The organism is Cryobacterium arcticum, from assembly GCF_001679725.1.
Classification (GTDB): domain Bacteria; phylum Actinomycetota; class Actinomycetes; order Actinomycetales; family Microbacteriaceae; genus Cryobacterium; species Cryobacterium arcticum_A.
Window position 1 is genome coordinate 2,612,979 of sequence record NZ_CP016282.1, and the last position, 13,208, is coordinate 2,626,186.

At 69.3% G+C, this 13,208-nt stretch carries 13 protein-coding genes; 7 read left to right on the forward strand and 6 right to left on the reverse strand.

The annotated features are described in order from the left end of the window. Position 1: 1 nt before the first annotated feature. The 5 genes from glpX to PA27867_RS11760 all read right to left on the reverse strand — a co-directional run bounded on the left by glpX (position 2) and on the right by PA27867_RS11760 (position 5,835). The gene (glpX, locus tag PA27867_RS11740) at positions 2-988 is read right to left on the reverse strand and encodes a class II fructose-bisphosphatase (protein WP_066596543.1); all 987 of its coding nucleotides are present in this window, start codon (positions 986-988) and stop codon (positions 2-4) included. A 98-nt stretch (positions 989-1,086) separates the two neighbouring features. Next, entirely contained in the window at positions 1,087-2,565 is a 1,479-nt protein-coding gene (locus PA27867_RS11745; RefSeq protein ID WP_066596545.1) for a GntP family transporter, read from the reverse strand. A gap of 62 nt (positions 2,566-2,627) precedes the next feature. Further along, on the reverse strand, positions 2,628-3,542 hold the full coding sequence (locus PA27867_RS11750) for an NAD(P)-dependent oxidoreductase (protein ID WP_066596547.1): 915 nt from the start codon (positions 3,540-3,542) through the stop codon (positions 2,628-2,630). Next, the gene (locus PA27867_RS11755; RefSeq protein ID WP_066596549.1) at positions 3,539-5,023 is read right to left on the reverse strand and encodes a four-carbon acid sugar kinase family protein; all 1,485 of its coding nucleotides are present in this window, start codon (positions 5,021-5,023) and stop codon (positions 3,539-3,541) included. Before PA27867_RS11755 ends, PA27867_RS11750 begins: the two co-directional genes overlap by 4 nt. Positions 5,024-5,130: 107 nt before the next feature. Continuing rightward, entirely contained in the window at positions 5,131-5,835 is a 705-nt protein-coding gene (locus tag PA27867_RS11760; protein ID WP_066596551.1) for a FadR/GntR family transcriptional regulator, read from the reverse strand. A gap of 173 nt (positions 5,836-6,008) precedes the next feature. Here PA27867_RS11760 and fbaA point away from each other — a divergent pair, with 173 nt between their 5' ends. Both fbaA and PA27867_RS20660 read left to right on the forward strand, forming a co-directional pair. After that, a complete protein-coding gene (gene fbaA, locus PA27867_RS11765; protein WP_066596553.1) occupies positions 6,009-7,034 on the forward strand; it encodes a class II fructose-bisphosphate aldolase in 1,026 nt (341 codons plus the stop codon). A 21-nt stretch (positions 7,035-7,055) separates the two neighbouring features. Continuing rightward, positions 7,056-7,643, forward strand: a complete 588-nt coding sequence (locus tag PA27867_RS20660; RefSeq protein WP_157109206.1) for a DUF6264 family protein — start codon at positions 7,056-7,058, stop codon at positions 7,641-7,643. Positions 7,644-7,723: 80 nt separating this feature from the next. Here the strand turns inward: PA27867_RS20660 and PA27867_RS11775 are convergent, their stop codons facing one another. Further along, the gene (locus PA27867_RS11775) at positions 7,724-8,764 is read right to left on the reverse strand and encodes a 4-hydroxy-3-methylbut-2-enyl diphosphate reductase (RefSeq protein ID WP_066599784.1); all 1,041 of its coding nucleotides are present in this window, start codon (positions 8,762-8,764) and stop codon (positions 7,724-7,726) included. A 112-nt stretch (positions 8,765-8,876) separates the two neighbouring features. On the opposite strand from PA27867_RS11775, the gene xseA reads away from it, so the two are divergent. Genes xseA through PA27867_RS11800 form a run of 5 tightly spaced genes read left to right on the forward strand, consistent with a single transcriptional unit; the run spans position 8,877 to position 13,164 of the window. Then, positions 8,877-10,103: an exodeoxyribonuclease VII large subunit gene (gene xseA, locus PA27867_RS11780; RefSeq protein WP_066596556.1), complete on the forward strand. Its 1,227-nt coding sequence runs from the start codon at positions 8,877-8,879 to the stop codon at positions 10,101-10,103. Between the two features lie 10 nt (positions 10,104-10,113). Further along, positions 10,114-10,362 carry an exodeoxyribonuclease VII small subunit gene (locus PA27867_RS11785; RefSeq protein ID WP_066596557.1) on the forward strand — a complete coding sequence of 83 codons (249 nt, stop codon included), beginning with the start codon at positions 10,114-10,116 and terminating at the stop codon, positions 10,360-10,362. Beyond that, positions 10,359-11,063 carry a DUF4245 domain-containing protein gene (locus PA27867_RS11790; RefSeq protein ID WP_066596559.1) on the forward strand — a complete coding sequence of 235 codons (705 nt, stop codon included), beginning with the start codon at positions 10,359-10,361 and terminating at the stop codon, positions 11,061-11,063. The genes PA27867_RS11785 and PA27867_RS11790 overlap by 4 nt, the downstream gene beginning before the upstream one ends. Beyond that, a complete protein-coding gene (locus tag PA27867_RS11795) occupies positions 11,060-11,704 on the forward strand; it encodes a carbonic anhydrase (protein WP_066596560.1) in 645 nt (214 codons plus the stop codon). Before PA27867_RS11790 ends, PA27867_RS11795 begins: the two co-directional genes overlap by 4 nt. Positions 11,705-11,745: 41 nt before the next feature. Further along, the gene (locus PA27867_RS11800; protein WP_084021059.1) at positions 11,746-13,164 is read left to right on the forward strand and encodes a class II fumarate hydratase; all 1,419 of its coding nucleotides are present in this window, start codon (positions 11,746-11,748) and stop codon (positions 13,162-13,164) included. The last annotated feature ends 44 nt before the right edge of the window (positions 13,165-13,208 follow it).

A 13,208-nucleotide genomic window follows, 5' to 3' on the forward strand; every position in this document is an offset into this window, starting at 1 on the left:
GCTAGAGCCACTTCTCGGCGAGGTGCTCGGCGACGACCCGGCGGATGGTGCCGCTCTTGCCGCGCAGCACGATCGATTCGGTGCGGATCTTCGGCCCCATCTTGCGCACGCCGCCGACCAGCTGGCCGTCGGTGACGCCGGTGGCGACGAAATAGGTGTTGTCGCTGGTCACGAGGTCGTCGACGCCCAGGATCCGGTCGAGGTCGTGGCCGGCGTCGATGGCCTTCTGCGCCTCGTCGTCGTCCTTGGGGTGCAGCCTGGCCTGGATGAAACCGCCGAGGGCCTTGAGCGCGCAGGCGGTGATGATGCCCTCGGGCGTGCCGCCGATGCCCACGCACATGTCGATGCGGGTCTCGCTCAGGGCGGCGTTGATGCCGCCGGCCACGTCGCCGTCGAGCATCAGGCGGGTGCCGGCTCCGGCCGCGCGCACCTCGTCGATCAGGCCCGCGTGGCGCGGGCGGTCCAGAATGGCGATGGTCATATCGGCTACGTCCTTGCCCTTGGCCTTGGCGAGGGCACGGATGTTCTCGCCGATCGGCTGGCGCAGGTCCACAACACCGTGGCCCTCCCATCCGGTGACGATCTTGTCCATGTAGAACACGGCACTCGGGTCGTACATGCTGCCGCGGTCGGCGACGGCGATCATGCTCAGCGCGTTCTGGCGGCCGTTGGCCGTGAGGGAGGTGCCGTCGATGGGATCCACGGCGATGTCGCAGGACGGCCCGCGGCCGCTGCCGACGTGTTCGCCGTTGTAGAGCATGGGCGCGTCGTCCTTCTCGCCCTCGCCGATCACGACAACGCCGTCGAAATCAACAGTGCCCAGGAACTTGCGCATCGCGTCGACGGCCGCGCCGTCGGCAGCGTTCTTGTCGCCGCGCCCGATGAAGGGAACGGCACGGATGGCGGCGGCCTCGGTGGCCCGCACAAGCTCCATGCCGAGGTTGCGGTCGGGGTGCAGGTACAGCGAAGCGTGTTCGGTATTCACCATGGGTGGTTGTCCTTCGAGATCGTATGTGGGTTGCTGAGGGACGCGCCGGATAACGTTGCCGACACGTCCCTCAGTTTACTCAGCCGGGTATGGCGGGCTCAGGCGGCGCCCAGACCCACGACAAGCCAGAGCAGACTCACGATCAGGAACCCGGCGACGCCGAGCACGGTCGTCAGCACGGTCCAGGTGCGCAGGCCGTCCGCGACGCTGAGACCGAGATACCGGGTGACCACCCAGAAACCGGAATCGTTGACGTGTGAGAGCCCCAGCGCCCCGAAGGCGACCGAGAGGGTGATCAGGGCGACCTGGATGACCGAGTAGTCCGACGCCGCAACGTTCTCGGCGATGAGCCCGGCCGTCGACAGGATGGCGACGGTGGCGGAGCCCTGCGAGACGCGGAGCACCAGGGAGATCAGGAAGGCGAGGACCAGGATCGGCAGGCCGGTGGCGGTGAGGGCGTCGGACAGCGCGGTGCCGATGCCGCTCTCGGTGAGGACCTTCGCGAACGCCCCACCGGCGCCGGTGACCAGGATCACGATCGCGGCGGGCGGCAGAGCGGCTTCGAGGACGTCTCCGGTGTGCGCCAGAGACCAGCCGCGGCGCACCGTGAGCAGGTAGAAGGCGAGCAGGAGTGCGACCAGGAGCGCGAAGATCGGCGCACCGATGAAGGCGAAAAGCGGACGCAGCGGGTCGCCGGCCGGCAACAGGGTGGCCGCGAGGGTCCCCGACATGATCAGGACCAGCGGAACCAGGATCAAGGTGAGGATGGTGCCCGCCGTCGGCGGCGCCTCGGTCTTGGTCAGGGTACCCGTGCGGGTCGATCCGGCCGAAGAGCCGCCGCCGGTGGACGAATCCGCGCCGCCGGTGTTGTCGGTGCTGTCGGTGCCAAACTGGGCGAACTGCACGGCCGTGGCCGGCAGCATGGTGAACTCGCGCCGGTTGAGCAGCTTCGACACGAAGTGGGCCAGGAAGCCCAGTGGCACGGCGACTCCGAGGCCGATGATCGTGACCCAGCCCAGGTCGGTGCCGAGCAGCGCAGACCCGCCGACGATGCCGGGGTGCGGGGGCACCGCCACGTGCACCGCGAGCATGATGCCGGCGACGGGCAGGCCGAACTTCACCGGGTTGACACCGGCGACCTTGCAGAAGCCGTAGATGATCGGCACCAGGATGATGAAGCCCACGTCGAAGAAGACCGGGATCGCCAGCACCAACGCCGCGGCCGTGAGGGCGGCAGAGACGCGCTTGGGGCCGAGCAGGGTAGTGAACCGGCCGGCCAGGCTGGCCGCACCGCCGGACACCTCGATCAGCCGGCCGAGCATCGCGCCGAGGGCGACGAGGATGGCGACGGTTCCCAGGGTTCCGCCCATACCGGCGACGATGGTCTGGATCACGCCCAGTCGTTCGGGCGTGTCCTCTGTGGCGGGGATGGTGGTCAGGGGGATGCCGGCGGCGAGCGCCACGAGCAGGCTGACCAGAAGCAGGGCGACGAACGCCTGCACCTTGAACCGGATGATGAGCACGAGCAGCAGGGCGATGCCCCCTGCGGCGATGCCCAAGAGGATGGCGGTATTCATCGGGGTGTCTCCTTTGACGGTGTGCAGTGACTAGTAGAGGTGAGAAAAGGTCAAACAGGAAATCAGGCGGTGGCCTGTGGTGCGACGACCTTGATGACGGCGGAGTCGTCGGCCGCGGCGAGCCCGGCGGCCTGGCCGATCAGGTACACCTGCTCGGCGGCGGAGGCGACGGGGGTGGCCAGGCCGAGGCCACGCGCGGCCGTGGTGACGATGCCCATGTCCTTGACGAAGATGTCCAGGCGGCTGAGCACCTCGGCGCCGTCCTCGGTGTAGGCCTCGAGCATCCGCGGCCCCCGGTTGGCCAGCATGAACGAGCCGGCCGCTCCGCTGGACAGGGTGGCGAGGGTGCTCTCCACATCCAGGCCCAGGGCGCCCGCCAGCGCGAGCGCCTCGGCGGCCACAGCGATGTGCACGCCGCAGAGCAGCTGATTGACGGTCTTGAACGCCTGGCCGTCGCCGGGCTTGTCACCGATCACGCTGAGGGTGGAGGCCAGCAGGTCCAGCACGGGCTGGGCCGTGGCGCGGGCGGCGGGTTCGGCACCCACGACGATGAGCAGGTCGCCCTGCCCGGCGCGTACCGGGCCGCCGCTCAGCGGCGCGTCGACGAGTTGCACGCCGTGCTCGGCGAGCCGCGCGGCGACAGCGGTGACGTCTTCGATGCCGACGGTGCTCGTCATGATCACGACGGCGCCCGGGCGGAGCACCTCGGAGATGCCGTTGTGCCCGAAGAGGACCTCGCGCAGCTGGTCGCCGTTGCGCACGGCCAGCAGCACGGCGTCGGCGCCGGCCGCGGCACCCTGCGCGGAGTCGAAGACCACGATGCCGGCCGCTGCGGCGAGCTCCAGGCGGGCCCCGTTGATATCGAAGCCGTGCACGGTGAGCTTGCTGGCGAGCCGGGTCGCCATGGGCAAGCCCATCGCGCCGAGGCCGAGGACGGCGACCGTGTAGGTGGGGCTGCTGGACTGGGGCTGGTTCATGCGCTGACTCCTGTGGTGACGGGGGTGGTGGGGGTGTTGCCGGACGGGAGGCTGCTGGAGGGGGCGCTGCTCAGCGTCTCGACAACCTGGGCGAGGGACTGGTCGTCGCCGACGTTGCCGGCGAAGACGATGTACGGGATGCCCGCGGCGGGACCGTCGGTGGGCTCCCAGAGCGAGACGATGCCCGGCAGCATCGGACCGCGCACGATGGCGTGCCGAATGCCCAGCCCGTGCGTGGCCACGTCGCTCGAGGTGATGCCGCCCTTGGCGATGACGAAGCGGGGCGGGTGCGCGGCCAGGGTGCGCTGCACGAGCGTGACCACCGCCGCCGACACCTGCCGGGAGATCTGCAGGCTCGCCTCCGGGTCGTCGGTCTTCAGCAGGCCCCGGCTGGTGTGCACGATGACATCGCCGGCCCGCAGGTGCCGCACGGTGTCATCGACCAGGCCGGCCAAATAGGCCTCGGCCCCGTCTGCATCGATGACGCGGGCGACGTCGATCTCCACGGTGGCCGTCGACGGCCGGTCGGCCCGGAGCGCGGCCAGCTGGCGGGTGGTCACCCCGACGTGGGAGCCGACGACGATCAGGCCCCCGCCCGGCGCTCCCCCGGTGGGTCCGAAGATCTCCCCGATGGTGAGCGGGTCGCGCTTCTCCTGGCCGATCCGGGCCCGCACGAACGGGGGGCCCACCCGGTAGAGCAGGGCCTTGCCGCGACTCTCGGCCTCGTCCAGCCCCAGGGCCAGCAGGCGCAGGTCGTCTTCGCTGACGGCATCCGCCACCACCGGGGTGGACGAGCCGACCGGGTCGAGGGCGTCGGCAATGGCGGTCGCGCCGGCGCGGATGACGGCCAGGTCGAGCACGACGACGTCGGCTGCGCTGACACGGCCTCCGGTCTTCTCCTCGACATAGCCGGGCAGGTCGGAGTGGCTGTAGCCGAAGGTGGAATCGCGAGCGAACTCCGTCTCGGCAACGGGGGTCAGGCCGCTCTCGCCGCGCATGTAGTGCACTCCCCCGATGGTGATCCGACCGGCATCCGGGAACGCGGGAACGATGACGACACCGTCGACAACCTCCCCGGTGACCTCGGCGAGGGTCTGCGCCAGGACGTCGGTCTCCAGCGGGTAGTGGCCGCGCAGGGTCGAGTCGCCGCGGCTGACGAAGCCCAGCACCAGTCCGTGCCGGGCGGCGGCACCGACGGCGTTCCGCACAATCTCCCGGTTGCGCTCTGCCGCGTCGGCCGGGCTGAGGCTGCGGGTATTGGTGAGGACATAGACCGCGGCTGCGCCCCGGCCGAACGCCCAGTCGAAATCGGACTCGGCCCAGCTGGTGAGCACGGGCAGGTCGGCGACCGACTGCGTGCCGGTGGGGTCGTCATCCAGGACCACCAGCGTGCGGTCGGATGCCCGCACCCGGCGGGCGACCTCGGCGGCCGGTACGGCTACGGCGGCGGGAAAAGGCTCGAGGGCAAGACGCTCGTCCATATGGCGTTACTCCTTTGTAAACGCTGTCTGTTGTCAGCTGTCAGACAGGTTACGACAGAAGTGAGAAATGAACAAGTGATTCAGAAAAACCTCTGCACGCGCGTGGATCAGCCCGCGGCGTGCACATACGTGCGGATGTCGGCCAGGGTCTGGTCCATGTGGCTGTCCATCGCCCGCCGCGACGCCTCGGCGTCACCGCGGGTGAGCGCTTTGAGGATTCCGTCGTGCTCGGCGATCGCATGCTCCTGGATGGCCACCACCCGGGACGTCTCGGTGCGCCGGTCGGCCATGACCCGGGTCAACGGTTCGAAGAGCACCCCGAGGAACACGTTGCCGGACGCCCGCAGGATGACGTCGTGGAACGCCAGGTCGGCGGTGACGAACGCGGCCACGTCGTTGACAGCGTGGCCGGCCCGCATCGCGTCGAGGTGGCGTGCCAGGGCGGCCAGGTCGGCGTCCGTGCGACGGGTGGCGGCGAGGAACGCGGCACCGGTCTCGAACATCCGGCGCACCTCGATCAGCTGCTCAGCCACGTCCAGAGCGCTCGCACCGGCGCCGGCCACGCGCAGGACGGCGTCCAACGAGGTCCACTGGGCCACCGGATTCACGTAGCTGCCCTTGCCGGACTCGACGCGCACCACGCCTTGCGCCTGCAGGGTCTTCATGGCCTCGCGCACCGTCATCCGGCTCACGTCGTGCTCATCGCCGATCTCCGCCTCGCTGGGCAACCCCTCGTCGATGCCTATCGACCCCCGCACGATACGGTCGAGCAGGTCGTCGGCCACAACGGCGACGAGTGATTTGCGGGCCACAATTCCTCCAACAGGTGTCAGACATCCGGTTTCGGACAGCTGACACCATTCTGCCCCGCTTCGACCCTGGCACCAGGAGGCCACGGGACCTACTACCCGCCTCCCCGCAGTGCCACGTGAGTTCGCTCTCGCTAGACTTGACGGACAACCCCGCTCGATTTCGAGGAGAAGCAATGCCCATCGCAACCCCAGACCAATACGCCGAAATGCTGAACAAGGCCAAGTCGAAGGGGTTCGCGTACCCCGCATTCAACGTCTCCTCCTCGCAGTCGATCAACGCCGTCCTCCAGGGCCTGACCGAAGCCGGCTCCGACGGCATCATCCAGGTCACCACCGGTGGCGCCGACTACTTCGCCGGCCACACCGTCAAGAACCGCGCCGCCGGCGCCCTGGCCTTCGCCAAGTTCGCGCACGTCGTCGCCGAGAACTACCCGGTCACCGTGGCCCTGCACACCGACCACTGCCCCAAGGGCGCTCTGGACGACTTCGTCCTCCCCCTCATCTCGGCCTCCGAGACCGCCGTCGCCGACGGCTTCAACCCGATCTTCCAGTCCCACATGTGGGACGGCTCGGCGATCGCCCTCGATGAGAACCTCGAGATCGCGAAGACCATCATCAAGCGCACCCAGGCGATCAACGCCATCCTCGAGGTTGAGATCGGCGCCGTCGGCGGCGAAGAAGACGGCGTTGAGGGCGACATCAACGACAACCTGTACACGACCTTCGACGACACCGTCAAGATGATCGAGGCCCTCGGCCTCGGCGACCAGGGCCGCTACATGGCCGCGCTCACCTTCGGCAACGTGCACGGCGTCTACAAGCCCGGCAACGTGAAGCTGCGCCCCGAGCTCCTCAAGGAGATCCAGGAGAGCGTCGCCGCCAAGTACGGCACCAGCGCACTCCCCCTCGACCTCGTCTTCCACGGCGGCTCCGGCTCGACCGATGCCGAGATCGCCGAGGCCGTGAAGAACGGTGTTGTGAAGATGAACGTCGACACCGACACCCAGTACGCGTTCACGCGCGCCATCGCCGACTACATGCTGAAGAACTACGACGGCGTGCTCAAGGTCGACGGTGAAGTGGGCAACAAGAAGCTCTACGACCCGCGCGCCTGGGGCAAGGTCGCCGAGACGGCCATGGCCGCCCGCGTCGCCCAGGCCACGCGTCAGCTCGGCTCCGCCGGCCACTCCAACAGCTAGACCGATAGACAGACCAACTGGATGACGATGGCAGAGAACACCGGGACCCCGGCTCCCCACCACCAGGCGGCGACCCCGCCTGCCGACTACCGGCCCCGGCCCCGCTACGGCGAGCTGGCTCCGGAAGGCTGGACCTGGTCCCCGCCGCAGGACGCTTCGGCGCCTGCGGCCCCTGCCGCGTCTGAATCCGAGTCTGCTTCTGCTGCACCGGTGGCGCAGGGATCGGCTGAGAAGCCGGTCCCCGCACCACCCGGGTGGGACCGGCCGGTGACCCTCGGGTTGCTGATCCTGGGCCTGCTGGCGACCTTCGTCACCATCGCGGTGCTGGACGCCCTGCCCCAGGCCGTACAGATGTTGTACACGCAGGAGGGCTTAGGCGATTACTCGCCGGCCCCGATCGTGGCGACGATGATCACCGCGGGCAGCATCAGCCAGGCCATCGTCTGGCTGGTCACCGCGGCGGTGAGCATCCTGCTGCTGGTGCGCTCCCGGCGGGCGTTCTACGTGCCGCTGATCGGCGGGGTCGTGGCCTTCGTGCTGATCTTCGTGTTCATGACGATCATCGTGGGCAGCGATTCCACCCTGATCGACTTCTACAGCCGCCCGTAAGGCGGCTGCGCCCGGCAGCGAACGGGCGACAAAACGGGCGGCTCCGCATGCGGAACCGCCCGTTTTCTGTGTATCCGGTGTTACTCGGTGCGGTCCACGCGGCCGCCCAGGGCGCGGGCGTCGGTGTTGCCGGCCAGGTCCTTGCGCAGCTCCTTGGGCAGCGAGAACAAGAGGTCTTCCTCCGCCGTCTTGATCTGCTCCACGTCGCCGTAGCCGGCGCCGGCCAGGTCGCGCAGCAGCTCGTCCACGAGCTCCTCGGGCACGGAGGCGCCGCTGGTCACACCGACGGTGTTCACACCGTCGAGCCATTCCTGCTTCACTTCGCTGGCGTAGTCCACCCGGTAGGCGGCCTTGGCCCCGTACTCCAGGGCGACCTCCACCAGGCGCACCGAGTTCGACGAGTTCGCCGAGCCCACCACGATCACCAGGTCGGAGTCGCGGGCGACCTTCTTGATGGCCACCTGACGGTTCTGGGTGGCGTAGCAGATGTCGTCGCTGGGCGGATCCTGCAGGTTGGGGAACCGTGCCCGCAGACGGCGCACCGTCTCCATGGTCTCGTCCACACTGAGCGTGGTCTGGGACAGCCAGACGACCTTGTTCGGGTCGCGCACCGTGATGGTGTCGGCCTCATCGGGGCTGCCGACCAGGGTCGTGTGCTCCGGCGCCTCTCCGGCGGTGCCCTCGACCTCTTCGTGGCCTTCGTGGCCGATCAGCAAGATCTCGAAGTCGTCCCTGGCGAAGCGCACGGCCTCGCGGTGCACCTTGGTGACCAGCGGGCAGGTGGCGTCGATGGCCGCCAGGCCGCGCGCGGCGGCGGCGTTGACGACGGCCGGGGACACCCCGTGGGCGCTGAAGACGATGTGCGATCCGGTGGGAACCTCATCGACTTCTTCGACGAAGATGGCGCCCTTCTTCTCCAGCTCGCTCACCACGTGGGTGTTGTGCACGATCTGCTTCCGCACGTAGACGGGGGCGCCGTACAGCTCGAGGGCCTTCTCCACGGCGATGACGGCGCGGTCCACGCCGGCACAGTAGCCGCGCGGGGCTGCCAACAGCACCCGTTTCAGCCCATCCACCGGGGTATCCTTGAGCCTGTTGCGCAGGCTCGGAATTCTGGGCATGCCAAGGCCGATCACGGGCTTTTCTGTACTGATGCTCACTCGCACAGTCTACGCGAGAGCGTCTGCGCAGTCCGTGAGAGCGAAACCCCGCCGCCCGAGAGAACGAGAGCCGATGAACGCCGTGACGATGCCCGCCGTGGGCGACCAGCCGCCCACCGTCGACGCTCCATGGCCGGTCGCCGTACTGTCCAACAAGATCCGCGGCTATATCGAACGCCTCGGCACCGCCTGGGTGGAAGGCGAGATCGTGCAGTGGGGCGCCAGCGGCGGCAACGTCTACGGCAAACTCAAGGACCTCACCATCGACGCCACCGTGAGTTTCACGGTCTGGTCGTCGGTGAAGGCGCGGCTGACCAACGACTTCAAACAGGGCGACCGCGTGATCGCCCTCGTCAAGCCCAACTACTGGGTCAAGGGCGGCACCCTCACCATGCAGGTCTACGAGCTGCGCCACGTGGGCCTGGGCGACCTGCTCGAACGCCTCGAGCGGCTGCGCGCCCAGCTCAAGTCCGAGGGCCTCTTCGACCTGTCCCGCAAACGCCCGCTGCCCTTCCTGCCGCACCGCATCGGCCTGGTCACCGGCAAGGACTCCGACGCCGAGAAGGACGTCCTGCGCAACGCCCAACTGCGCTGGCCGGCCGTGGACTTCCGGGTCGTGCACGCCGCCGTGCAGGGCGACCGCATGGTTGCCGAGGTCACGGCCGCCATTCTGCAGCTGGATGCCGACCCCGAGGTCGACGTCATCATCGTCGCCCGTGGCGGCGGCGATTTCCAGAACCTGCTCGGTTTCAGCGACGAGGGGCTCGTTCGCGCCGTCGCCGGGTGCAGCACCCCCGTGGTGAGCGCCATCGGGCACGAGGCCGACCGGCCGCTGCTCGACGACGTCGCGGACCTCCGCGCCTCCACCCCCACCGACGCCGCCAAGCGCGTCGTTCCGGATGTCTCCGACGAGCTCAACCGCGTCCAGCAGGCCCGGGCGCGCCTGAGCAGCCGGCTCACCGGCATTCTGTCCACCGAGGTCGACAGGCTCGGCCAGCTGCGCAGCCGCCCGGTGCTCGCCGGCACCGACTGGATCGTGGACACCCGCTCACAGGACCTCACCCGGTATGTCGCCCGGGGCGCAGAGCTCATGCACCGCACCCTCGAGCGGGCCGGCGCCGGCGTCGTCGAGCTCCGCTCCCAGCTGCGCGCGCTCTCCCCGCAGGGCACCCTCGACCGCGGCTACGCCATCGTGCAGCTTTCCGGCGGCCAGGTGCTGCGCACGAGCGACCAGGCCCCGGCCGGCACCGAACTGCACATCACGGCGGGCGTCGGAACCGTGGACGCGGTGGCGAAATAGAATGGCTGACATGACTTCGCCCGCTTCCACCCCCACCTCCGCCCCCGGCGACATCCCCACGGTCGATTCGCTCAGCTACGAGCAGGCCAGGGACGAGCTGATCCGGGTGGTGTCGGTGCTCGAACAGGGCGGAACCACCCTCGAGGAGTCCCTCGCGCTCTGGGAACGCGGCGAGGCCCTCGCCACCCGCTGCGAGGAATGGCTGATCGGGGCCAAGGCTCGCCTGGACGCCGCCCGCGGAGCGGCCGCCGCGGAATGAGCCGCACCCCCCGAACCCCCCGTCCGGCACGCGCACCGCGGGTCGTCGCGGAGCTTGGCCGTCCGGAGACCGCCGAGGAGCGCGCCACGCGCCTCGCCACGAACTCCCGCAACTACCGGTCGCGGAAGACCATCAACAACCTGGTCTTCTCCCTGCTGGCGACCGTGGGCGCCGTCATCGTGCTCGTGCTCATCGTGCCGCGCAGCGACACCCCCCTCGACCGCGCGGTGGACTACACCGCGGTGGCCGAGCAGGTGCAACGGGGTGTCGGCGAGCCGCTCGTGTCCCCCGCCCTACCGCCGGGATGGAGCGCCAACGCTGCCGAATGGCGCGCCGGCGGCAGCGACGGCGTGTCCAGCTGGTACATCGGACTGATCACGCCCCGGAACGAGTTCATCGGGCTCACCCAGGCCGTCAACGCGAACTCCACCTGGCTCGCCGAGCAGCTCAAGAAGGTCAGCTCCTCCGACACGATCACCATCGACGACGTGCAGTGGGACGTGTACCGCAACCCCGCTCCGGCCGCCGACCAGGGCAACTTCGAGTCGGCCCTCGTCACCGAGGCCGGCGACAGCACCTACCTGCTCATCGGCACCGCCGACGACGACGAACTCGCGGTCGTCGCCGGAGCGTTGTCCGGCCAGATCACCGCCAACCAAACCGCCAACCAGACCGCCAACCAGTCAGGGGCCAGCCAATGACCACTCCTCCCTCCCTCAGCCCGGCCACAGTCTGGAACGATCTCGCCAGCGGAAACGAGCGGTTCGTGAACGGCGACCCGCAGCATCCGCGTCAGGACGTCGACCGGCGCGCGGAGACCGCCTTCGCCCAGACCCCGATGGCCGCCCTGTTCGGCTGCAGCGACTCCCGCTTGGCCGCCGAGATCATCTTCGACAAGGGCCTCGGCGACCTGTTCGTCGTCCGGAACGCCGGTCAGGTCATCTCCGACTCCGTCCTCGGCTCGCTGGAGTACGCCGTCGCCGTGCTCAAGGTTCCCCTCATCCTGGTTCTCGGCCACGACCGCTGCGGCGCCGTGCTGGCGGCCATCGACTCGCAGGGCCCGGACGCCGATCCGCTTCCCCCGCACATCGACAGCATCATCCAGAAGATCGTGCCGGCCGTGCGCCGGGTGGGCGGACCCACGACCGGGCCGCTCGACCCGGAGAGCGTCGACTCGTCACTGGTGGGCCGGGAGCACCTGCGGGACACCGTCGCCGAGCTGGTTCAGCGCTCCGAGATGATCAGCGCCGCCATCGCGGAAGGTACATTGGCTATCGTCGGCGCGAACTACCGGCTCCTCGAGGGCCGCGCCGAACCCGACATCGTCGTCGGCGTCGTTTAGGCGCTGCGAGCTTCTTCTCCAATCGAAAGGTAAGACACACCGTGGTGGACACTTCAACTCAGGCCGGGACATCCAGCTACCGGATCGAACACGACACGATGGGCGAGGTGCGGGTGCCGGTTGCGGCGCTCTACGGCGCGCAGACCCAGCGCGCGGTGGAGAACTTCCCGATCTCGGGCTCCGTGCTCGAGTCGGCCCAGATCGCCGCCCTTGCGCGCATCAAGAAGTCCGCGGCCCTGGCCAACGCCCGCCTGGGTGTGCTCGACGCGGCCATCGCCGACGCCATCGCCGCGGCGGCCGACGAGGTCATCACCGGCCGGTACGACTCCGAGTTCCCGATCGACGTGTACCAGACCGGCAGCGGCACCTCCTCGAACATGAACATGAACGAGGTCCTCGCGACCCTCGCCACCCGCAGCCTCGGCAGCCCCGTGCACCCCAACGACCACGTCAACGCGTCGCAGTCCAGCAACGACGTGTTCCCCACCTCGGTGCACATCGCCGTCACGAGCGCCCTCATCGACGACCTGATCCCGGCGCTCGACCACCTCGCCGTGGCGTTCGAGGTCAAGGCCGAGCTGTGGGCCACGGCCGTCAAGGCCGGCCGCACCCACCTGATGGATGCGACGCCCGTCACCCTGGGCCAGGAATTCGGCGGCTACGCCCGCCAGATGCGCCTCGGCATCGAGCGGGTGCGCACCGCGCTCCCCCGCGTCGCCGAGGTGCCGTTGGGCGGCACCGCCGTCGGCACCGGCATCAACACCCCGGCCGGCTTCCCGCAGCTCGTGATCGAGCTGCTCACCCTCGAGACCGAGTTGCCGATCACCGAGGCGATCGACCACTTCGAGGCGCAGGCCAACCGCGACGGCCTCGTCGATGCCTCCGGCGCCCTCCGCACCATCGCGGTGGGCCTGACCAAGATCTGCAACGACCTGCGCTGGATGGGCTCCGGCCCCAACACCGGCATCGGCGAGCTCAGTATCCCCGACCTGCAGCCGGGGTCCTCGATCATGCCGGGCAAGGTCAACCCGGTCATCCCCGAGGCTGTGCTGATGGTCTGCTCCCGCGTGATCGGCAACGACGCCACGATCGCCTGGTCGGGTGCGTCCGGCGCCTTCGAACTCAACGTCGCCATCCCCGTGATGGGCACGGCGCTGCTCGAGTCGATCCGGCTGCTCGCCAACGGCGCCCGGGTGCTCGCCGACAAGACCGTCGACGGCCTCGAGGCCAACCTGGAGCGGGCCCGCGCGCTGGCCGAGTCGTCGCCGTCGATCGTGACGCCGCTGAACCGGGTGATCGGCTACGAGGCCGCCGCCAAGGTCGCCAAGCACTCCGTGGCCCAGGGCCTCACGGTGCGGGAGGCCGTCATCGACCTCGGCTTCGTGGAGCGCGGCGAGGTCACCCTCGAGCAGCTCGATGTGGCGCTCGACGTGCTGAGCATGACGCGGCCGCCGCGGTAGGTTCGCGCGGAAGAGGGGCGAAACGGATGCTGACGCATCCGGTT